We start from the raw sequence: 22523 nt of genomic DNA on the forward strand, positions 1-22523 counted from the left end.
GGGGACGCCGGAAACCAGGCCCGGGTGATGAAGCGTTCTACGAATCGGACGAGAGGGACGCGCCCACTCGCCGGGCCGGCCGGTGCTTCACCGGGGCGCCGGCTGCCTGCGGGTACAGCACCGGGATCAGCACGCACGCCACCACCAGCCCGGCCGTCTGGGCGAGCAGGAAGCCCGGCACGGAGGCGGGGGCGATGCCGGCCTCGGTCCCGGTGAACACGCGGCCCAGCGTGACGGCCGGGTTGGCGAAGCAGGTGGACGCGGTGAACCAGCAGGCCGCCGCGACGTAGGCGCCGACCGCGCCGGGCCCGGCCGAGCCCCGGCCGGTCCGGTTCAGCGCGGCGATCAGGACGAGCAGCCCGGCGGTCGCGACGACCTCGCTGATCAGCAGGTGACTCCCGGTACGCGCGGTGGCCGAGACGGTCACCGCGGGCAGGTCGAACATGAGGTTGCCGAGAACCGTGCCGGCGAGTGAACCGGCCACCTGCGCGCCGAGGTACCCGGCCAGTTCCCCGGTGGTGAGCCCGGTCCCGGTACGGCGGCCGAGGAACCAGTCGGCGGCGGACACGACCGGGTTGAAGTGCGCCCGGGACACCGGTCCGAACATGTAGATGATCGCGGCCAGGGCGAGCCCGACGGTGGTGGAGTTCTCCAGCAGTCGCAGGCCGGCGTCGGCGGGCGACAGCCCGGCCGCCATGGCGCTCACGCCGATCACGGCGACGAGCAGCAGTCCGGTGCCGAGGAACTCGGCGAGCAGCCGCCGGGCCAGAGACGGGTCGTCCATGTGCGCTCCGCTCGTCGGGGCCCGGGCCCGGCGAGACCGGCATCCCTGGCTGATGGTCCGGAGCCTGGGGGCTGTACTGCCGATCACGCGAGGCTGAGGCGTTGGCCTCGCGTGATCGACAGGACAGACGTTAGGCGGGTTCCCGTGCTCGGGTGAGGGCCGTCCGGCCCGGCGATTCCGGGCCGGACGGCGGTCAGAGAACCGACCGGTAGAGCGTCTCGATCTCGGTGACGTCGGCTTCGCGCGGGTTGCCGCCGGCGCAGACGTCGTCGTACGCCGCCTGGGCGAGTCCGGTCAGGTCCTGCTCGGTGGCGCCGATCTCGCGCAGGGTGGTGGGGTTGCCCAGGTCGCGGGTGAGCGCGGCGACCGCTTCGACGGCCGCGATGCGGACCTTGTCCAGCGGCATGCTGAGCGCGTCCTCGACGCCGAAGGCGACCGCGATGTCCCGGTACCGTTCGCCGGTGTGCTCGGCGTTGAAGGCCATCACCGGGGCCAGCAGGATGCCGTTGGCGACGCCGTGCGGGGCGGAGTAGAAGGCGCCGAGCGGGTGCGCCATGGCGTGCACCAGGCCGAGCCCGACGTTGGAGTAGCCCATGCCGGCGACGTACTGGGCGAGTGCCATGCGCTCGGCGGCGGCCGGGTCCCCGTCGGCGGCGGCGCGCAGCGAGGCGGCGATCGTCGTGATGGCCTTCAGGTGGAACAGGTCGGACAGTTCCCAGGCGCCCTTGGTGATGTAGCCCTCGATGGCGTGGGTGAGCGCGTCGAGCCCGGTGGCGACCTTCAGGGCGCGGGGCGCGCCGGCCATCATCTCGGCGTCGACGACCGCCAGGACCGGGATGTCGTGCGGGTCGACGCAGACGAACTTGCGCTGCCGTTCCACGTCGGTGATGACGTAGTTGATGGTGGTCTCGGAGGCGGTGCCGGCGGTGGTCGGCACCGCGATGATCGGGATCGACGGGTTCCGGGTCGGCGCGACGCCCTCCAGCGAGCGCACGTCGGAGAACTCCGGGTTGGCCACGATGATCCCGATGGCCTTGCAGGTGTCCTGCGGCGATCCGCCGCCCACGGCGATGAGCACGTCGGCACCGGAGGCCTGGAACGCGGCGACGCCGGCCTGCACGTTCTCGATCGGCGGGTTCGGCACCACGTCGGAGTAGATCTCGTACGGGAATTCGGCCTCGTCGAGCAGCGCGGTGACCCGTCCGGTGACGCCGCTGTCGACGAGCACCCGGTCGGAGACGACCATGGCCTTGCTGAACCCTCGCCGTGCCAGCTCGCCCGGGATGACCTCGATCGAGCCGGCGCCGAAGTACGCGGTCTGATTCCAGACCATCCGATGTGCCATGAGAGCCCCTTCCGCACTTTGAAACCTTTCATTCACCGTACGGACACGCGCACCCGCGCAGACGTACCGAAAGCCCCGGGCCGGGAGGGACGCCCGGCCCGGTTTCCGGCGGCTAACGTTTCGGGCAGCCGTAGCGGCAGATCAGGAAGCGGGCGAACCGCTGCCGGGCCTGGGAGCCGAAGGCGGTGAAGTCGCCGCCCACGGTGACGGTGCGGCGATCCGGGCCGGCCTTCATGGTGAGCACGCCCCACTTGCCGTTGCTGCGCGGATTCCAGTCGAGCAGGGCGCCGGTGCCGGAGTCCCAGGCGGCCATCTTCGACTGTTTGCGCTGGGTGGTCGGGCACCACGAGGTGGCGGTCCGCGACGGCTGCGGGCAGGCGGTGGTGAAGTGGCCGCCCGCGTAGACGGTGCCGTCCAGGTGGGTGATCGCCTGCACGTCGCCGTCGGTGACGCTGCTCCACGCCAGCCCGCCGTCGCGGCGGTAGGCGGCGACCCGTCCCCCGGCGCCGGCCAGGGCGGCGAACACCCGGTCCTTGGTGACGGTCAGCCCGAACGTGGGGTACGGCGTGGCCGGCTTGAACGTGGCGTCCACCTTCCCGTCGGCCAGGCGCAGCGCGGCGAGGCGGGCCGTCCCGTCGGCGCCGTCGAGCTTCTTGAAGGCCCCGCCGACGTACAACCGTCCACCGGAGGCGGTGAGGGCCAGCACCTTCCCGTCGGTTCCGGCCTTGAAACCGGTGTCCACGGCCCCGTCGGCCAAGCGGATGGCGGCCAGGTTGCGGGCGGCGTGCCCGTTCACCGCGGTGAACGTGCCACCCAGGTAGAGCCGCCCGCCGGACACCTCGACGGCCTGGCCGAAGCCCTTGACGGCGGGCCGCAGCGATCCGACTGCCCCGGAGGCGAGGTCGATGGCGGCGAGACCGGCGCGGGGCTGCCCACCGGCGTTGGTGAACTTTCCGGTCGCGTACAGGGTCCGGCCGGCGGCGGTGAGCGCCAGGACGGTGCCGTCGAGCACCGGCGCCCAGGGCAGCAGCTTGCCGGTGCGGGAGTCGACGGCGGCGAGCCGCTTCCGTTTCACCTCTTTGCCGTCGACGATCGCGTGGGTGAAGTTGCCGCCCAGGTAGACGGTGTCGCCGACGTGGGCGCTGGCGTACACCAGGCCGTCGAATCCGACGGAGCTCTCGGGGGTCGTCGACAGCGGCGGCACGCCGCCCGCGGAGGCGGGTGCGGCGGGCAGGGTGAGCAACATCGCGAGCACGGCGATTCGCCGTGAAAAAGCAACAGGAGACATGAAACCGACGATATGCGGTCAGAGTCGCCCGAATCGTCGGCATAGAAGAAGCTGATCAACGGCTTGAACCTCCTCGAAATCGCTCCGCCGAACGACCAGAAACCGGCTCAGCACCGCACCGATCGAGTGTGTTGATTTGGGGTGCGCTGCGCACCCCAAATCAACACACCCACCCCCGACAGCCACCACACCACGGACGTGTCGACTTCGGGCGCGCAGCGCACCCCAAATCAACACACGCCCACCGCCGACGGCCACCACACCACGAAGAAGAAGCACCAACGAGACGTGTTGACTTCGGGCGCGCAACGCACCCCAAATCAACACACACCCACCGCCGACGGCCACCACACCACGAAGAAGAAGCACCAACGAGACGTGTTGACTTCGGGCGCGCAGCGCGCCCGAAGTCAACACGCTTGGGGCCGTGCCGATCCAGGAATCGGCACGGCCCTTCGCTGGAGGCCGGGCGACGACCTCCCCACCGGACCCCTCCGGTAGCACCTGCTTCCATCTAGCCCGAGAAAATGACGCCATTCCGGCAAATTTGTCATGTTGTGCGCGGATTGCACAGTTGATGCGTGTCGCGCACCGGTGACCGCGGTCGGTCCACGCGGGGCACGCCGATCCCGGTCTCGCTGATCCGGGTCGGCTCCAGCACCCGGCGCAGGAACTCGCGGGTGCGTTCCTCGCGCGGGAGGCCGAACACCTCGGCGGGCGACCCCCGCTCGACGAGCACGCCCGCGTCCATGAAGACCACCCGGGACGCCCACAGGCGATCGAGCCGGTTCATCACCCGAATCAGAGGCCCCCAGTGGGATGTATCGATGAACGTCACTTTATGGCTACCTTCGTGCCCGGGCACCCCGCCCGTTCCCCCGAAGGCAGAAGGGACGTTCACATGCGCACCCCCGCCCGGATCCTGCTGGCCGCCGTCGTCGCCGTCGCCGGTCTGTTCACGCCCGCCGCCGCCCTCGCGGCGCCGAGCGACCCCGGCCCGCTCGTCGTCGGCGGCACGCCGGCCACCCAGAACTACTCGTTCATGGTGTACGTGTCCGGCTGCACCGGTTCGCTGATCAAGGCGAACTGGGCGGTCACCGCCAAACACTGCCCGACCCCCGGCTCGGTACGCGTCGGCAGCATCGACCGGTCCAGCGGCGGCGTGGTCGTCTCGGTCCGCCGCGCCGTCAACCACCCGCGGATCGACGTCAAACTTCTGGAACTGGCGTCGTCGGTGACCTACGCCCCGGCGCCGATCCCCACCACCTCCGGCGCGGTCGGCACCGCCACCCGCATCATCGGCTGGGGCCAGACGTGCCCGACCCGCGGCTGCGGCTCCGCGCCCCGCATCGCCAACGAGCTGAACACGTCGATCGTCGCCGACAGCCGCTGCTCGGGCATCGACGCGGCCTACGAGATCTGCACCAACAACACCAACGGCAACGCCGGCGCCTGCTACGGCGACTCCGGCGGCCCGCAGGTGCGCCAGGTCAGCGGCCGCTGGGCGCTGATCGGCGTCACCAGCCGGGCCGGCAACAACAGTTCCGTCTGCGCCACCGCCCCGTCCATCTACGGTGACCTGCCGTCCATCCGGTCCTGGGTGAACACCCAGGTCGGCGGGCTGCCCGCCTGACACACCCGAGGTGAGGCCGGCGTGCGGGCGCACGCCGGCCTCGTCTCACACTCCGACGGTCACCCGGTGCAGACGGATCTGCCACACGTCCGGCCCGTCCTGCAGCCAGTCGGCGGTCATCTGCCCGCTGTAGCGGTCGTCGATCTCGGCCAGCAGCGGCAGCGGCGCGTGCGGCGCCACGAGAACGAGCGCGCCGTCGGCCGGCAGCGCGTCGAGCGCCGCGATGACCCGGGCATGCCGCTCCCCGTGCGGCAGATCCCGCACGTCCAGGCGCGGATCGATGCTCAGCATCGAGACCGGCGCCACGCCGGCGGCGTCATCGCCACCGCAGCCGCAGTGACCACCGCAGCCGGCGTCCTTCTCCCCGCCGATCGGATCGAGCGACGCGACCGGCGCCACGCCGGCGGCGTCATCGCCACCGCAGCCACAGTGACCACCGCAGCCGGCGTCCTTCTCCCCACCGATCGGATCGAGCGCCACGACCGGCGCCGCGCCGGCGTCATCGCCGCAGTGACCGCCGCAGCCGGCGTCCTTCTCCCCGCCGATCAGGTCGTGCATCCCGTCGAGCAGCTCGGCGAGGCTCACCTCCGGCGCGGCGACCAACAGGGGTACGACCAGCTCGTTCTCCTTGGCGAGATGGGTGGAGAACACGGCCTGCAGCGCCCGGGCGGCGGCCGCCGCGGCGACCGGCGCACTGGTCTCCTCCAGCTCGGCCACCAGCGCCGCGATGGTACGGTGCTCGTCCATCATCCCGTCGATGAGCAGGCGGCCCGCGGGCTGTTCTGCGGCGGCCGGGTACATCGCGGCCTCCTCGGCGTAGGCGTGCGGCAGCAGCTCGGTGTGCAGCCAGCCCAGCAGAGCGTCGCGGTGGTGCCAGACCTGCCGCAGCCCGCCGATCTCCGCGGCGTCGACGAGATCACTGACGTGCCGGGTGAGCGCGACGGCCAACTGCCGGTGATGGTTCACCACGGCCTGTGCGGCGTGCTCGTCGGCCTCGGTGCTGCGGGACATCGCCCCTCCTAGTTTCAACGCTGTTTGCCGTTATAACGTTATTGACCATGGAAACCAGGTGGGTAGGGCCGAACGGCGGGATCACCGACACCCCACGGCATCGGGCGCTCGGATCGGACAGCAGGGCGACGATCCTGCGCCTGATCCAGGATTCGGACGGTGGCATGACCGCCTCGGACGTCGCCGCCCGTACCGGCCAGCACCTGTCCACCACACGCGCCCACCTGGACCGCCTGATCGACGCCGGCCTGCTGGTCAAGGCCCGTTCCAGTGGCGGCCTGCCGGGCCGCCCCGCCTGGCGGTACCGCGCCGCCACGGCCGATCCGGCGCCGGCGCCGTACCGTGCGCTGACCGCCGCCCTGCTGGACCACCTCACCGCGGACGGAGCCGATGGCCGCGCCACCGCGGGCCGGGCCGGCCGTGACTGGGGCCGGCGGCTGGCCGAGGCCGCCCACACCACCGGCGATCCGGTCCAGGCCGTCGCCACGGTCCTGGACGGGCTGGGCTTCGCCCCGTCGGTCCAGCCGGGCACCGCGGACGGCGAGGTCGTCGTACATCTGCTCACCTGCCCGTTCCTGGACCTGGTCGGCCGCAATCCGGACGCGATCTGCGCCCTGCACGCCGGCCTCGTCCGCGGCGTTCTCGACCATCACCGGGCCGAGTCCGGCGAGGCGGTCCTGGAGCCGTTCGGCGCCCCCTCCGCGTGCGTGGTCCGTATGCGAGCCGGCTCCCCGGGCCCGGCGGCCGCCACACCGTGACCGATGTCGATCAGCCACGGCGATGGCCGGCCCGCGGGAACGCCCGGGTCACGGGAGCCATCGCGGCCGACCAGGCCCTTGTCGTCGATCTTCCTCGGAAGACGGACGCGACCAAGACCGACCGCTGAGCAGACCGCCGCACAGGCGGAGACCGCGTCACGGCGGCGCTGGATGGGTTGACTCGGATGTCGGATGGTGCCGTGTTGCCCGGCGGGCGGAGGGACGGCGTCCAGGGCGATGTGCGCTTTGAGGTCGCGACACCCGTGGTGGATGTGGTGACACCCGTTGCGGGTGTGACGTTTCCGGGACACACATGGCCGTGATCCGTGTCCCGGCTCCCCGGATGGGGCGGGCTCGTTTCGGCGTGCGCCGCGAACCCGTGATCGGCGCGGTGGTCCCGCGTCTCGGCCGGCCGGTGCCACAAGTGGCGTCCCTGGACAGCGCCGGGGCAGGCGCCGGGCCAGGTCCTTCTCGCCGATCTTCCGCAACGAACGCACGCGGCTGACCCCCCTCCCGGGTGTAAGGGAACTCGCGTTCCGGACGGTAGGGTTGCCGCATGCCGCAGTCGCAACCGTCCTCTTTCGGGCTGGACGACTTCGGGCTCGACGAGCGTCTCCGGCTGTTCAGTTATGTGAATGCCGACAACCGGCTCGCCTACCTGTGGCTGCTGCGCGCCTTCGACACGGCCCGCTCCAGCTACCACGTCGTCCTGCACACCTCCGAGGTCCAGACGTCGCTGGCCGCGCTGGCCGAGGCCCACCCCGACTGCCCCGACCCGGCGACCCTGGAGCTGCCGCGGCTGCTGGACGCCCTGGTCGACTGGGGTGTGCTGGACCGCGGCCAGGACGGGACACGGGCCGCCACCCTGGCCGAGTACCGCAACCGCCACTCGGTCTACCAGTTCACCGAGGCCGGGTACCGGGCGCACCGGGCGGTCGAGTCGGTGCTGGCCGCCGGGCTGGACGACAGCACCCTGTCCCGGCTGGTCTTCGCCGACCTGCTCGCCGATCTGAAGGCGCTCGCGCGGGCGAACGAGGACGGCGACGCCGAGGAGGTGTACCGCAAGCTCAACCGCCTGGACCGGGCGCTGGCCGACGTCGCGGAACGCGCCGCCCGCTTCTATCACATGCTCGGCGACCTGAGCCGCACCCACGACGTACGCCCGGAGGTGTTCCTCACCCACAAGGACGCCCTGCTGGCCCACCTGCGCGACTTCCACGACGAGCTGCAGCGGTACACGCCGCGCCTGCGGGAGGCCGTCCACGAGGTGGAGGCCACCGGCCTGGAGCGGATGGTGGAGGCGGCGGCGGAGGCCGACGAGCGACTGTTCGCGACTCCGGTCGAACGACTGGCCGACTGGCACCGGCGCTGGCGTGGCCTGCGGTCCTGGCTCGCCCCGGCGGACGGCCAGCCCAGCGAGGCGGACCGCCTGTCGGGCGCCACGATGGCCGCGATCGGTGACGTCCTGGCGCTGCTGCGCCGGGTCACCGAGGCCCGCCGCGGCGGGGTGAGCCGGGAGTCGCAGCTGCGGCACCTGGCCGCCTGGTTCACCGGTGCCGGCTCGGACGAGGCGGCCCACGCGCTGTTCGAGGTGGTGTTCGGGCTCGGTGCGCCCCGGCACGTCGGCGTCGGCTACCCCGACCCGGAGGCGATCCCGGGCCGGCTGTCCTGGTGGGAGGCGCCCGCCGTGGAGCTGTCCCGGTCGCTGATGCAGACCGGCCGGATGCCGGGTCAGGGCAACGGCCGCATCGCCCGGCTGGACCGCTCCGAGGGTGCCCGGCAGATGCTGCGGGAACGGCAGGTCGCCGAGGAGCGCCGGCAGGCGGAGGCGGCCGCCGGGCTGGTCGGCGCGGAGGTTCTGACCGGGGCACAGGCCGCCGCGCTGCGCCGGCTGCTGGACATCGCGCTGGCCGCGCGGGCCGCGGGCCGGGCGGACGCGCCGCTGGCCGCGGCGGCTTTCGGGGTCCGGCTGACGCTCGTGCCCCGGCCGGGCCGGTTCACCACGATCCCGACCGAGTCCGGGAACCTGCACGTCGACGGCTACGAGGTGGCCGTCACCCCGGCCGGGCACACCGGGATCCGGCGGACGGAGCCCGCGGTCGCATGAGGTTCGCCACCGGGGTGTCCGACCTGGAGCTCGCCGACTACCAGCGCGCGGTGCGGCTGCTGCTGCGCCATCCGCTGATCACCGCCACCTGGCCGGACGAGAAGGCGCTGCCGCGGGTCCGCCGGTTCGCCACCGAGCTGCGGCGGGATCTGTCCGAGGCGTTCGGCTACCGGCTGGAGCTGCACGGCGGCACCGCCCGGCTGGTGCGTACCGCCGACCGGCTGGAGACCGACCGGCCGGCGATCACCCGGACCGGCCGGCCGTTCGACCGGCAGCGGTACGCCTACCTGTCGCTCTGCCTGGCCACGCTGGGCCGCGCCGGCATCCAGGTGACGTTGACCGAACTGGCCGAGTCGGTGTCCGCCGACGCGAACCGGATCACCGGCCTGGGCCTCGACCCGGACGTCGGCGCGGACCGGCGGGCGTTCGTCGACGCGGTCGCCTGGCTGGAGGAGCGCGGTGTGCTGCGGCTGGCCGACGGTTCCAGCACGGCGTGGGCCAGTGACCCGGGCGCCGGCGAAGCCCTGTACGACATCGGCCGCGACGCCGTGCTCGCTCTGTTCCTGCCGCCCCGGGTGCTGCAGCACATCGACTCGGTGACCGCCCTGCTGGACCGGACGGTGCACAGCAGCGGCAACGCCGAGCGGCGGGCCGCGGCGCAGGCGGCCCGGCGGGCGGTCCTGGAACGGCCGGTCGTCTACTACGACGACGTGCCCGGCGAGGTCGGCAACCATCTGCGCGGGCAGGCGCTGCCCGCCGACCTGCACCGGCTGACCGGGTTGCGCCTGGAACGGCGGGCCGAGGGCGTGCTGCTGGTCGACACGGCCGGCTGGTCGGCGGAACGATTCCCCGGCGCCGGGTCGGTGGCGCAGGCCGCGGTGCTGCTGGCGGTGGCGATCGCCGAGCGGGTGTCCGATCCGGACGGGCGGAAGGCGCGGCGCATGCCCGTACCGGATCCGGCGGAGGCGCGGGTGAAACTGATCGGGCAGGTGGACGCGGGCCTGCCCGCCGGTGTCCCGATCTTCACCGATCCCGAACCCGAGGCGGAAACCGGGGCCGACGCCGGGAACGAGAACGGGACGCCGGGTGACCGCACCGCGGAGAAGGACGGGGAACGCACGCTGCCGCTGATCACCGACAGCTTCCTGCGGGAGGCGACGGCGGAGGTTCTGCGGCGGTACGGTTCGGCGTTCGGCGCGGCGTGGCACACCGACCCGGACCGGCTGCGTGCCGAGGCGGTGGCCCTGCTCACCCGGTTCGGCGCGGTGCGGCCGGTGCCCGGCGGGGTGCTGGCCCTGCCCCTGATCGGCCGTTACCGCAGCACCGTGGCCCAGGTCAAACAACGCACACTCTTCTGATCGAGGACCTCTCTTGGCTCGTTTCGCCCCCACACGCGCCGGCATCATCAATCTCTGGGACTACCGGGACGAGGAGTTCCTGTTCGTCGACGGGTGGCTGGTGCTGCGCGGCCCGAACGGCTCCGGCAAGACGAAGGCCCTGGAGGTGCTGTTCCCGTACGTGCTGGACGGCCGGATCGAGCCGCGCCGCCTGAACCCGTTCGCCGGCGAGGACCGCACGATGAAGTCGAACCTGCTCTACCGGGGGCAGGAGGTGTCGTACGCGTACGTGTGGATGGAGTTCGGCGACGGCGACCGGTTCGTCACGATCGGCATCGGCCTGCGGGCGCACCGGCACAACGACCGGGTGACCCGCTGGCATTTCGTCGCCGACGGCCGGATCGGGGTGGACCTGTCGCTGCTGGACGCCGACGACCGTCCGGTGTCCCGTCGCGACCTGATCGGCCGGCTCGGCGCCGAGGCGGTCCGGGACTCGGCCGAGGAGTACCGGCGCCTGGTCGACGCGAAACTGTTCGGTCTCGGCCCGGCCCGCTACGAGCAGCTGCTCGACCTGGTGCTGACCCTGCGCAAGCCGCAACTGGCGAAGGATCTCAACCCGGTGGAGCTGTCCCGCACCCTGCAGCGGGGCCTGCGCCCGGTGGAGGACCATCTGCTGGTCGAGGCGGCCCGATCGTTCGACGACATGGAGGCTGTCGCCCGTACCCTCGAGGGTTTGATCGCCGCCGACGCGGCGACCGCCGCGTTCCTCACCGTCTACGCCACCTACCTGCGCACGCACGCCCGTGCCGCGGCGGACGCGCTGACCGCCCGCCGCGACAACGTGGCCCGGCACCGCGCGGATCTCACCCTGGCGCGGTCCAAGGCCGGGGAGGCCGAGGGGTACGCGGCCCGCGCGGCCGCCGAGCTGCAGTCCGCCGAGGGTGAACCGGGCCGGTTGCGGGCGCACCTGGACCGGCTCAAGGGTTCGGCCGCCTACCGTTCGCACGAGCAGCTCGCCGACCTGAAACGGCACGTCGCCGACCTGGCCGAGGCCACCCGCCGGGCTGACGCCGTGGTGACGGCCGAGCGGGCGGCCGCGGAGAAGAGGCACGGCGAGGCGGTCCGGGCGGCGGCGGGCGCCCGTGACGCGCAGGCGAGAGCCGGCCGGACCGTCACCGAACTGGCCGGCGAGGCGGAGGCCGCCGGTGTCGTCTGGGGTTCCGGCGACGCTGATCCGGACGGCTTGAGCACCCGCCTGTCCGCCCGCGCCGAGGCCCGCCGCGACGACGTCCGCGCGGTGCGCGCCCAGGCGGACCGGCTCGCCGAGGCGGAACGCGAACACGTCCGCGCGGCGGCGGCCGACCGTGACGCCCGGGCCGCCGTGGAGGACGCGGCCGTCGCCGAGCGGGCGGCGGCGACCGAGCTGGCGGAGGCGAAGCAGCGGACAGCGGACGCCGTCCACCACTGGGGCGCCGCCCACGCGACACTGCTCACCGACCTGGACCTGCCCGCCCTGCCCGCCGAACTCGCCGCCTCCATCACCGGCGAGACCCTGGAGGAACCCGACGAGTTCGCCGCGTCGATCACCGGCGAGACCCCGGGGCAACCCGGCGAACTCGCGGCCTCGATCACCGGCGAGACCGGGGAGGAACCCGGCGAGCCGGCCACCGGATCGTCCGCATCCGGCCCCGACGGTCAGCGGACCGGGCATCCGGCCGGCGCGGCGGCACTTCCGGGCGCCGACGCGCCCACGCTGCGGGACCTGTTCGCCGCCCGGGTCGCCGCCCCGGCCGGGGCGGTCCGTGACGAGGCCTCCCGGCTCGGTGCCCGGATCGGCGCCCTGACCGGCGAGCGGGACGCGGTGCGGGCCGAACGGGCGGCGATCGCCGCCGAACACGACGACGCTCCCCCGCCGTCAGCGACCCGGCCCGCATCCCGCCCCGGGCGGGCCGGCGCGCCACTGTGGCGACTGGTCCGTTTCGCCGACGGGGTCCCGGAGGCCGAGGCCGCCGGATTCGAGGCGGCTCTGCAGGCGGCGGGCCTGCTCGACGCCTGGGTGCATCCCACCGCTGGCGACGCCGAGAACGCGCTGGCCACCGGCGAGCAGGACGCCTGGCTGCGGACCATCGGCTCGCCGACGGGCACCGGCGGACCGGCGGGCACGAACGGGCCCACGGGCACGAACGGACCCACGGCCACGAACGGACCCACGGGCACGAACGGACCCACGGCCACGAACGGACCCACGGGCACGAACGGACCCACGGGCACAGACGGACCGGTGAACGCGGATCGCGTCGGCGGCACGCTGGCCGGGGTGCTGGTGCCCGAGGACCAGGAGCTGGTGCCCGCCGAGCGGATCATCGCCGTGCTCCGCGGGATCAGCCTGGGCGATCTGACCGGCCCGTCCGGGGTGACCGGCGACGGCGGATGGGCGCAAGGCTCCGGCGCCGGACGGTTCGCCAAACAGCGCTGCGAGTACATCGGCGCGACCGCCCGGGCAGCCCGGCGTGCCGCCCGGATCGCCGGCTGTGATCAGCGGATCGCCGCGCTCGATGAGGAGATCGCGCAGGCGAAGACCCTGCTGGCGGCATGCCGGGAGACGCTGGCCGAGGTGGACCGGGCGGGCGCGGCCCTGCCGGCACGCACGGCCATCACGCGCGCCGAGCGGGCGGTCGATCAGGCCGCGAACCTTTCGAGGGTACGGCGGGAAGCGGCGTTGAAGGCCTCCGGTGATCTCGATGCCGCCGTGGCCGGGCAGTCGTCGGCCGCCGCCGGGTTGCGCCGGGCCGTCGCCGAGCGTTCCCTGCCGGTGGACCGCCTCGACACGACAGCCGAGGCGCTCGACCGGTTCTGGCGGCTCGGCATCGAGTTGCGGCACGCCCACGAGACCGCCGAGCGCACCGCCGCCCAGGCCGAGGAGGCCGCCGAACGGCACCTGGAGGCGGTGTCGAAGGCGGAGGACGCCGGGTCGGCGGCCCGGGCGGCACACGGCCGGCACGCCGAGAAGGACGAGGAGCTGCGCACCCTGTCGGCGGCGATCGGCGCCGAGGCCGCGCAGGTGCTGGCCGAGGTGGCGCGGACCGAACAGGCCGTCACCGAGGCGGAGTCGGTGCTGAAGGCGGCCCGCGACGCCCACACGAAGGCGCTGGGCGACCTGGCGGGCGCCACGGCGCGGGTCGAGCTCGGGCAGCAGTCGGCGGCGGAGGCGGTCGTCGAGGCACGGCGGGAGGCGGTGCGGCTTCGCCCGTACGCCCAAAGTGATCTTCTAGGTTTGATGCGCTGCCCGCCGCACCTGCGGTGGCCGGCCGCCGAGGCCGCGGAGGAGGACGATCTGGATCCGGCGGTGGTGGCGCTGCACGAGGCGATTCTGGCCGCCACCCGGGAGCTGGCTCCGACCGAGACGTCGCTGAAGCAGAGCGCGACGCGGCTGACCGGCGCGCTGGGCGAGCTCCAGGCGCAGTTGCCGGCCGCCGGCCTGGACCACCGGCCGGAGTGGGACACCGACGAGGGCGTCATCGTGGTGCGGGTCGCCGACGAGCAGGGCCTGACGCCGGTCGCGCATTTCGCCGAGCGCATCGCCGGGGAACGCCGCGACCAGGAGCAGTTGCTCACCGACGCGGAACAGCGGGTCTTCGAGGACGCGCTGCTCGGTCAGCTGGCCGGGCAGATCCACCGCCGTACGATCGAGGCCCGTGACCTGGTCGACGCGATGGACACGCAGATGCGGGCCCGCCGGATGTCGTCCGGTCTGACCGTCGGTGTCGGCTGGCGGCTCGCCGACGACCTCGACCCGGAGCAGCGTGAGGTGTGCAAGCTGCTGGAACGCGATCCGGCCCGGCTCGGCCCGGGCCAGCTCACCATGCTGCGGCGGCATTTCGCGGCCCGGATCAAGTCGGCGCGGGCGCAGGCGCCGGAGAAGCCGTACCGGGAGTTGCTGGCCGAGGTGCTGGACTACCGGCAGTGGCGGGTCTTCGCGTTCACGCTGCACCGGCCGGGCAGCGCCGCCGAGCCGTTGACCCGGGCGCGGCACAGTCAGCTGTCCGGCGGGGAGCAGTCGGTGTCACTGCATCTGCCGCTGTTCGCGGCGGCGAACGCGCTGTTCGGCTCGGCCCGCCCGGACGCGCCCCGGCTGCTGGGCCTGGACGAGGCGTTCGCCGGTGTCGACGACAACGGACGGGGCGAGCTGATGTCGCTGGCCAAGCAGTTCGACCTGGATCTTTTCATGACCGGGTACGACCTGTGGGCCACCCATCCGGCGGTCACCGGGTGTGCCCACTACGACCTGTCGCACTCCACGGTGGATCACACGGTGTCGACGGTTCTGCTGGTCTGGGACGGCACGATGAACGTCGCCGACTTCGACGGGACACTGGCCCGGGCCCTCGGCTCCCCGGAGACCCGCCGGGCCCCGGCCGATGCCTGAACCGTCCCGTCCCGTCCCGGCCGACGACTCGGGGCGCCACCCAGGGCCCGTTTCGGACGACGGCTCGGGGCGGCGCTCCGGGCCGGGGTGGTCCGGTGAGCCGGGGTGGGCGCGGCTGCTGGACGCCGCCCGGCGCAGCCTGGAACGTACCGGTGGCAGCCTCGCCGGGTCGGTGTCGCTGTCGGCGCCGGACGAGGCGGAGCGGCACGTCGTCATCGGGGTGACCGGCGTGCACCGGCCGGCCGGCGTCGCCCGGGTGACGGTCCGGCTCGCCGAGCTGGACGCCTACCTGCGTGACGCCCACGGTCTCAGCCTGGCGTCGGCGGTCGGCCCGTTCCGCGACCGTCCGGGCGAACGTGCCGAACTCGCGGGCGCCCGCGACGCCGTCCTGGCCCGGGCGGCGTCGAGCCGGCATGCCGGGCAGCCGTGGTTCGGCGCCTGGCTCGGTGCTCTGCGCCGCGACGGAACACTGACCCGTGTCGTCCGCGGCGGCCTGCCGTTCGACCGGGTGCTGGCGGTGCTGGACGCGCTGCCGGCCGGCGCGGAGCCGATGCCGGTCTTCGCCGAACGCGTCCTCGGCGACACCAAGGCCCTCGCCGACGGCCCGCTGCGCGGCCTGATCCAGCGTGCCCTCGCGGCCTGGCACGAGGTCACGGCTCCGGCCGGCGCCGAACAGGAGCGGGCGTTGTGGGAGCTGGCCGGGGTGGTGCCGGACGATCTGGCGAGCCAGGTGCTGGTGCTGAACCTGCCCGGGTCCGGTGGTCTGCTCGGAGACTGGCTGTCCTCGGCGGCGTCCGCGCACGTACCGTTCCGGGTCACCCTGCACCAGTTGCGGCTCACCCCGCTGGTCCTCGACGTCCGGGACATCTTCGTGTGCGAGAACCCGGCCGTGCTGCGCGCCGCCGCGGGCACCGCCACCGCCCCGCTGATCTGCACCGAGGGCGTACCATCCGCGGCGGTCCACACGCTGCTGTCCCGCCGCCGGCCGGATGCCGTGATCCACTGGCGCAACGACTTCGACTGGACCGGCGTACGCCTGACCGCCGCCGCTCTGGCCCGCTATCCCGGCGCCGTCGCGTGGCGTATGTCCGGCGCCGACTACACGGCCGCCGACGGTCCCGGCGTTCCGCTGGCCGGCACGCCCGCCCCGACCGTCTGGGATCCCGTGCTGTCCACGCTGATGGCGGGCGCGGGCCGCTCGGTGATGGAGGAACGGCTGCTCCCCGTCCTGCTGTCCGACCTGCGCGAGTCCACGAGCCACCGCCGATCGGCCCAGTGACCGGTGTGTTGAGTTGGGGTGCGTATCGCGCCCGAACTCAACACGCGAGAAGTTGTGCCGTTCGATGAGCGCTTCTGCAGTGGCGCGCGGGTGTTCGCACATTTTCCAACAGTAGACCTTGGACTTCCATCCTTATTGACAGGAAGCGCGAATGTTGCGAATGTGCGTTCAGCATGTTTCCTGTTTGAGTCTGTGGACTCGTGTCCTGGGAGCACTCATGTCTCTGAAAACCCGCGCCCTGCTGGGCACCATACTCCTTTCGCTTGCGTGTGTGAACGTTCCCACATCGGCTTCAGCTGGGCCTTCGTCCACCGCCTGCGCCACCACCGGCTCGGTCGACTTCGGGGTGGACCTGGCCGGCGACGGCTGGAAGTTCACCACCGGCGACGACCCGGCCTGGTCGGACCCGTCGTTCGCCGACACCGCCTGGCGGGACTGGACCGTTCCCGACAACTGGGGCGCGCACACCGACCTCACCTCGTACGACGGCTTCGCCTGGTATCGCAAGACCTTCACCCTGCCGGCACGGCCGGACGGCATCACCGACTCCGCCGTCGTCGCGGCCCTCGGCAAGATCGACGACGCGGATCAGGTGTTCCTCAACGGTCAGGAGATCGGGCGGACCGGCGGCTTCCCGCCCACCTTCGACTCCACCTGGGAGGTGCCGCGCGAGTACTACCCGGCGGACGGCCTGCTGAAATGGGGCGCCACCAACGTCCTCGCCGTGCGGGTCTACGACGGCACCGGAGGCGGCGGCTTCTACCGGGGGCCGGTCGGGCTCTACTCGAAGGCGCGGCTGCGGGCCCTGGCGGGCGACACCGGGACGGCCGCCACCCGTACCCAATTGGCTCATGCCTGCGCCGTGCTGGACCGGCAGCATCGAGCCGTCGCCGCCGGAGACGTCCGCGGCTATGCCGCGACGCTGGCCGACGGCTTCTTCCACCAGGGCGACACCGCCGCGCGCCGCATCACCGAACTGCGGGAACTGCTCAAGACCGGCAAGGTGACGCTGACCGACGCGCAGGCCGAGGTGTACGTGGACGGCCAGGGACGGCTCGTCGTCGACACCATCCGCACCTGGACCGGGCTGCCGCCGACCCGCGAACTGCTCCACCTCGACCCGCGCAAACCGGTCGAACTCGGTGACCACTCCCGGTTCTTCCGCGACGACTACCCGTCGGCGGCGATGGACCGGCGCACCCAGTTCAACGTGTACCTGCCGAAGGACTACACCCGCACCAGCGCCAAGCGGTTCCCGGTCGTCTACATGCTCAACGGGTTCAACGGCAGCAACATCGAGTGGGAGGCCCGCGACATCGACAGCGTCCTCGACAAGCTCGGCGTCCAGGCGATCGTGATCTTCCCGGACGGCGGCAGCGGCTGGTACGTCGACACCTCCGCCGGCAAGTACCGGACGATGATCGTGGACGAGATCGTGCCGATGGTGGACCGGGCGTACCGGACCGTCGCCGACCGCGACCACCGCGGGATCAGCGGCGTGTCGATGGGCGGGCAGGGCGCGTTCACGCTCGGGCTCACCAACCCGGCGGTGTTCAGCTCGATCGCCAGCCACATGGGCGCGCTGAGCCTGCCGCCGCTCGCCGGAACGTCCGCCGAGCAGGCCGCCAACGCCGGGCTGCGGCCGCTCACCCTGGTCGCCGGGATGCCGGTGGCCGACCTCGAACGGCACCGGTACTACTTCGACGGCGGCGACTCCGACGAGTACCGGTTCGGTGCGGCGGCCCAGCAGATGAGCACGGCGCTGGCCGCGAAGGGTGTGCGGCACGACTATCAGTTGGGCGCCGGGCGGCATGATGACGCGTACTGGATGCCGAAGCTGAACCGGTCGTTCGGACTGCACGCCGAGCAGTTCGCGGCCCATCCGGTGAAACAGCCGCGCGAGCCGAGGCCGGTCCGGTCCCCGTACGTCTGGCCGTGATCGTTGATCGCCGGGTCGCCCACCGCGGCCCGGCGATCGTCCCGGTCGTAGGCGGCATTCTCGGGGCCGGCCTCAGCTTCAACATGCTTCATCCGGCCGTCGATGACGCGACCCGGCTCTACCGTGCCCTCTACCTGGCCGAGAAGCACGGCTTGCCATGGGCCGAATGGATCAATGTGCCGACCGACGACACTGCGAAGTCCGGTCCGGTGGTGGACACGACGGCGATCGAGATCGACGGCCCGCTCGACGGGGTCGCCGAGGGCGACGGCACCAGCGCCGCATAGCGTCACGTCGTTCGGCACTGAACACGGGCCGACCGGGCGGGAAGGACCACCCGAACGTCCCCGGTCGGCGGCCCGGCGACAAGTCGCGACCGGGGTAGCCTCGGCGGGCTGCACGTACGGAACGGCAAAGGAGTTCACCGGCCCATGACCTCGCTGCTCTTCGACGAGGATGCGCCCGCCACCGTCCGTACTCGGGCCGCGGCGTTGACCGAGTATCTGCTTGCCGTTCGGGCCCAGATGGAACGCCCGGCCCGGACGGTGCCGACCGGCGCTACCATCTGGCAGCATCGGCTGCCCCAGCAGGACGGGCACCTGCAATTCGGGCCCCATGGGGACGAGACGAGCTGGCTGCGGGTCACCCGGCCGCCGCTGCCGAAGCTACGTGAACTGGTTCCTCCGCCGCGTATCGCATCGCTGCTGGACGGGCCGCTCGTGGTCGACCGGGAGCCGGCGTTCCAGGCCCCACCGGGTACCAGCCCGGTCCGGGCGGCGCGTCTCGCCGACGAGGTGACCGCCTGGGTAGCCGCCAACTGGAAGCCGTGGGCGGCGCAGGCCCGCCAGGCGATCGAAACGCAGAATCTCTACGCGCGACTCAACGAGATGCGCAGCCGGCTCGACATGAACGCCGCCACCGAAGAGCTCGTCTGGGGTCACGGCGTCCTGCACCTGGACGTCGACGGCCAGCAGGTCAGGTATCCGCTGGTGGTGACACCGGTGGTGATCGAATACGACCCGGACCGTGGCATGGTCAGCGTCTCCACGCAGGGGCCCGCCCGCCTGCAGATGGACGCCCTGTCCGGTCTCGACGATCAGCACCTGCGCCAGCTGCTCGCTCTCGGCGACAACGGCTTGGTCGCGGTCGACCTGTGGGACGACATGGAACGGCGGGAGCTGTTCGAGCGGGCACTGCGCCGGTTGGGTCACGAACCGCTGCTACGTGCCGCGGCCAGCACCATGATCAACGATCCTCACATTCATGACACCGGCGTTCTTTTCGTACGGCCGAAGCAGCGCATGTTGCGCCGATCCTTCGGGTGGGGGGTACGGCCCGGGAGCGACTTGCCCGGGCAGGCGTACGAACGGCAGTCGGCGTCCTGCTCTTGACGCTGATCGTGGTCGCGGTGATCATCGCACTGGGGCTCAGCCTGGAGGCGTTCCGCGGCTCGACCATCGTCTTCTGTCTCCTCTTCGGGCTCAGCATCGCATTGGGCGTGAGATCGGCTGCCGTTGCAGCGCCGGCAATGTCCGACCGAAACCGGGCTCGATAGCGCGGACGTTGAACCACGATGAACTGATCGGGGAAACGACCCAGATCCGGCTTACTGTAGATCGACCTCGATCGTGAAGGGCGCCTGCCTCCACCCAGCACGGCGTGCTGGACGGAGAGCTCTGCCCTTCTGCGGGAGGCAGGCGGCACCGCGGCGCCGCCTGCCGGTGTGACCTCGTCGCGCGGTAGCGGGCGGGCCGGTGCTATTCGGTGAACCCGGTCCAGGAGACGGCCCGGTCGAAGCGCCGGGCGGTGAGGTCATCGACACGGATCAGGAAGCGGCCGAAATAGACATCGTCACGGGTCTCGCATTGCACCAGGGGGATCCACTCCCGCCGGACCCGCTGCAACTCCTCTTCCACCAGGAAGTACTTCCGCTCACGGTCGACGACCGTGTCGCCGGCTTGCTGCCGGGCCTTGAGGTTCTCCTCCGCGAGGGTCAGCTCCGGGTCGTCGTATAGATGGCCCCAGGAGATGCCACCGGTGTTCCACGAATAGCCGCCGAGCTGGAAGGTCGCAGAGTTTCCGGCCGGCCACAGCCGATCGACCATGGCGCAGAGCTCGCGACGGTGCGGCAGGTCGCGCGCCAGCCGCTTCTGGAAGGACGACAGGCCCGCATCCTCCTCGCCCAGCCACTCCGGCAGGTCGGCATGGACGACGGCGAACAGGTCCTGCTCCGGGCCGATGAACTCGCTGCCGGTGACGAACACGTGCTCGGGTTGGTCCACCGGGGCCTCCGCCACGGTGTCCGTGCCGGCCGGCACGTAGACGATGCGCGCGTACCCCTGCTCCAGGTCTCGATCGAAGGTGTCGAAGGCCTCCTCGTGATGCAGGAAGACGAGCAGCGAGCCGTCCGCCGGCAACGGCAGACCGCCCACCCGCGGAAGCGCGGCACAGTCGATGGACCCGACGAACGGTAGCGGGTCGCCGTCGGAATCGGTGGGCCATGGCATGCCCACCGGAAGCCGGGGTGATCCGCCGCGGCGGCCGACGAGCAGGTCGGCGGGCTGGCCGGGCGGCAGGCCCCGGGGATGCGCCACGATCTCGCCGTTGTACTTCTCGTTCGCCCAGATGCTGAAGCGCAGCAGCGCGGCGAACTTCTCCGCCTCGTCCGGGGAGAAGCCCTCCTCGATCGCCGCGCGCTGGAAACGTCCGTAGTGATCCACAACCCGCATGGTGGCAGATACTTTGTAGCGGCAGGCTCGTGAATGGAGATACGACGGGCTGTCACGGATCGCACGCCTTGGGTAGGGTCGACGGTCATGGCGGAGTCGGCGGGGTCATTCGCTGGTCGATTGGTGACATTGCACCGCATCGAGCGTGGTGAGCAGGAGTACGGGGTGGGCAGCCCCGCGCTTCAAGCAACCTCCTACTACCTGGACCACCTGCTGTCCGACATCGTCGACCGTGCCCGCTCGGCCAGTGCCCTGCCGCAGCGTCGGGTCGAGGTGCTGATCAGCCTCTGCGGGTTCGCCGCGACGCCGACCGTGCTCACCTACGAACTGCTGCGCCCCCGCCGGCTCGTTGTCATCACGTCACGCGATGCGCCGGACAGCGTCGACCTGATCGGTCAGCGGCTGGTCAGCCCGGACCGGCTGCGGTTTCAGGACTTCCGGCACGTGCCGGTGAACGCGAGCGATCCGGTCGACATGTTCGACAACATCGAACGCGAACTCGCCGGCGAGGACGGCCGTCACGCGGTCATCGACATCACCGGCGGCCGGAAGGTGATGAGCGCGGCCGCGGCGCTCGCCGCCTGGCAGTTGAACCTCGGGCTCACCTACATCGAGAACCAGTTCGATCCGGTGACCCGGCAGTTGCGGCACGGCGACGTCCGGCTCATCGCACTGGACAACCCGACGACGATCTTCGGTGGCCAGGAACTCGCCCGGGCGTTGGAGTTGTTCCGGGCGGGATCCTTCGAGGCGGCCCGGCAACGGTATGACGAGATCGCGGAACGGATCGCTACGCCCGGCCGCGCCCGGCTGATGCGATCGCTGGCCGACCTGTATCGCGCCTGGTGTGATCTCGATCTGCCCGCGCTGCCCGACTCGATCGGCCGGGTCGAAACCACCCTCCAGCACTGCCGCCGCGACGTCACCAACGCCACCGCACGAACCATCGAGCGGCAGCTCACGTTCGTCCGTAAGCTCGCGGAAGGCGACGCGGTCGCCTTCGTGGTCTGCTTTTACCTGCTCGGGCAGCATTACCAGCGGCTCGGCCGACATGACTTCGCCGCGCTCCTGTTCTACCGCACCATCGAAGCCTGCCTCACCACCCGCCTCCGCCGTCGCTACCCTGGGTTCGATCCCGACGACTGTGATTGGGCGCTGATCGGCGAACCCAGCCGGGTACGCGCCCGGTACACCGAGGTGGGCAGATCGCTGAACCCGCCGTCGTCATCGGCGCCACCGGGCAAACTGACACTGTTCGCAGCGGCGATCATGCTGGCCTCACTCGACGACGATCTCTCCGTGCGGTCGGGCTTGGTCGATCCGGTTCGTCTCGGCGAACTTCGGGAGCGGACCTGGGCCCGCAACAAATCGGTGCTGGCGCACGGTACGCAGGCCATCGCGGCATCCGACACCGAATCTCTGCGCCGGGAGGCGGCCGGTCTGCTCACCGCCTTCTGGTCGCTGCACGGCGGGCCGGAGAATATCGACGATCTGTGCGAGGAACTGCGGTTCCTCCGTCGGGACAGATGACCACCCTGCGGCTGCCGGGCTCCTGGGCCGAGGAGTACTGCCGCGTCACCGACCCGGAGACATTCGCGCCGTGTCTCGCCGAACTGACCGACGTGTGCCTGTCGTTCCCGCGGAACGCACGGTGGCTCGCCGACTTCACGAACACCGAGGTCGCCGACGATCTCGCCGACGGCATGTGGATCGAATCGATCACGAGAGGAAACGACTGGTTCTGCCGACTGCGAGGCACCCGGTTCGAAGTCGACGCCCGGCACCGGACGGCTCGCACCACCGAGGTGCCGCAGGCGGCCATCACCGCGGTGCGGCGAGCGCGTGGGCCCGGCCGCATCGAGCGCGTACGGCCTCGGAGCGTCCGAC

Annotated in this window: 16 protein-coding genes; 10 read left to right on the forward strand and 6 right to left on the reverse strand. The window is 72.0% G+C overall.

The window, feature by feature from the left end:
* Nucleotides 1-37 precede the first annotated feature (37 nt).
* From AB0I88_RS02530 to AB0I88_RS02545, 4 genes are all read right to left on the reverse strand, one after another.
* A complete protein-coding gene (locus AB0I88_RS02530) occupies nucleotides 38-784 on the reverse strand; it encodes an aquaporin (protein WP_361017487.1) in 747 nt (248 codons plus the stop codon).
* A gap of 193 nt (nucleotides 785-977) precedes the next feature.
* Nucleotides 978-2129 carry a lactaldehyde reductase gene (gene fucO / locus AB0I88_RS02535; protein ID WP_361017489.1) on the reverse strand — a complete coding sequence of 384 codons (1152 nt, stop codon included), beginning with the start codon at nucleotides 2127-2129 and terminating at the stop codon, nucleotides 978-980.
* Between the two features lie 112 nt (nucleotides 2130-2241).
* Complete coding sequence (locus AB0I88_RS02540; protein ID WP_361017491.1) at nucleotides 2242-3417, reverse strand: hypothetical protein; 1176 nt, start codon at nucleotides 3415-3417, stop codon at nucleotides 2242-2244.
* 550 nt (nucleotides 3418-3967) lie between these two features.
* Nucleotides 3968-4210 (reverse strand): hypothetical protein, encoded by a 243-nt coding sequence (locus AB0I88_RS02545; RefSeq protein WP_361017493.1) that lies wholly within the window; start codon nucleotides 4208-4210, stop codon nucleotides 3968-3970.
* Between the two features lie 108 nt (nucleotides 4211-4318).
* On the opposite strand from AB0I88_RS02545, the gene AB0I88_RS02550 reads away from it, so the two are divergent.
* Nucleotides 4319-5050 (forward strand): trypsin-like serine protease, encoded by a 732-nt coding sequence (locus AB0I88_RS02550; protein ID WP_361017495.1) that lies wholly within the window; start codon nucleotides 4319-4321, stop codon nucleotides 5048-5050.
* A 45-nt stretch (nucleotides 5051-5095) separates the two neighbouring features.
* On the opposite strand, the gene AB0I88_RS02555 is transcribed toward AB0I88_RS02550, so the two are convergent.
* The gene (locus AB0I88_RS02555; RefSeq protein ID WP_361017497.1) at nucleotides 5096-6061 is read right to left on the reverse strand and encodes a DUF2249 domain-containing protein; all 966 of its coding nucleotides are present in this window, start codon (nucleotides 6059-6061) and stop codon (nucleotides 5096-5098) included.
* A 47-nt stretch (nucleotides 6062-6108) separates the two neighbouring features.
* On the opposite strand from AB0I88_RS02555, the gene AB0I88_RS02560 reads away from it, so the two are divergent.
* The 8 genes from AB0I88_RS02560 to AB0I88_RS02595 all read left to right on the forward strand — a co-directional run bounded on the left by AB0I88_RS02560 (nucleotide 6109) and on the right by AB0I88_RS02595 (nucleotide 19298).
* Complete coding sequence (locus tag AB0I88_RS02560; RefSeq protein WP_361017499.1) at nucleotides 6109-6819, forward strand: helix-turn-helix domain-containing protein; 711 nt, start codon at nucleotides 6109-6111, stop codon at nucleotides 6817-6819.
* 556 nt (nucleotides 6820-7375) lie between these two features.
* Nucleotides 7376-8926 carry a TIGR02677 family protein gene (locus tag AB0I88_RS02565; protein ID WP_361017501.1) on the forward strand — a complete coding sequence of 517 codons (1551 nt, stop codon included), beginning with the start codon at nucleotides 7376-7378 and terminating at the stop codon, nucleotides 8924-8926.
* On the forward strand, nucleotides 8923-10284 hold the full coding sequence (locus tag AB0I88_RS02570; protein ID WP_361017503.1) for a DUF2398 family protein: 1362 nt from the start codon (nucleotides 8923-8925) through the stop codon (nucleotides 10282-10284). Before AB0I88_RS02565 ends, AB0I88_RS02570 begins: the two co-directional genes overlap by 4 nt.
* A 13-nt stretch (nucleotides 10285-10297) precedes the next feature.
* Nucleotides 10298-14689, forward strand: coding sequence for an SbcC/MukB-like Walker B domain-containing protein (locus tag AB0I88_RS02575; RefSeq protein WP_361017505.1), 4392 nt, complete (start codon nucleotides 10298-10300; stop codon nucleotides 14687-14689).
* The gene (locus AB0I88_RS02580; protein ID WP_361017507.1) at nucleotides 14682-15968 is read left to right on the forward strand and encodes a TIGR02679 domain-containing protein; all 1287 of its coding nucleotides are present in this window, start codon (nucleotides 14682-14684) and stop codon (nucleotides 15966-15968) included. Before AB0I88_RS02575 ends, AB0I88_RS02580 begins: the two co-directional genes overlap by 8 nt.
* Before the next feature lie 271 nt (nucleotides 15969-16239).
* Nucleotides 16240-17907, forward strand: coding sequence for an alpha/beta hydrolase-fold protein (locus tag AB0I88_RS02585; protein WP_361017509.1), 1668 nt, complete (start codon nucleotides 16240-16242; stop codon nucleotides 17905-17907).
* A complete protein-coding gene (locus AB0I88_RS02590) occupies nucleotides 17904-18194 on the forward strand; it encodes a hypothetical protein (RefSeq protein WP_361017511.1) in 291 nt (96 codons plus the stop codon). The genes AB0I88_RS02585 and AB0I88_RS02590 overlap by 4 nt, the downstream gene beginning before the upstream one ends.
* Before the next feature lie 144 nt (nucleotides 18195-18338).
* On the forward strand, nucleotides 18339-19298 hold the full coding sequence (locus tag AB0I88_RS02595) for a hypothetical protein (RefSeq protein ID WP_361017513.1): 960 nt from the start codon (nucleotides 18339-18341) through the stop codon (nucleotides 19296-19298).
* Between the two features lie 366 nt (nucleotides 19299-19664).
* Here the strand turns inward: AB0I88_RS02595 and AB0I88_RS02600 are convergent, their stop codons facing one another.
* Nucleotides 19665-20627, reverse strand: coding sequence for a DUF1963 domain-containing protein (locus AB0I88_RS02600; RefSeq protein ID WP_361017515.1), 963 nt, complete (start codon nucleotides 20625-20627; stop codon nucleotides 19665-19667).
* Nucleotides 20628-20759: 132 nt separating this feature from the next.
* On the opposite strand from AB0I88_RS02600, the gene AB0I88_RS02605 reads away from it, so the two are divergent.
* On the forward strand, nucleotides 20760-22166 hold the full coding sequence (locus AB0I88_RS02605) for a hypothetical protein (RefSeq protein WP_361017517.1): 1407 nt from the start codon (nucleotides 20760-20762) through the stop codon (nucleotides 22164-22166).
* Nucleotides 22167-22523: the final 357 nt, after the last annotated feature.

It is taken from the genome of Actinoplanes sp. NPDC049802, assembly GCF_040656595.1.
GTDB lineage: Bacteria > Actinomycetota > Actinomycetes > Mycobacteriales > Micromonosporaceae > Actinoplanes.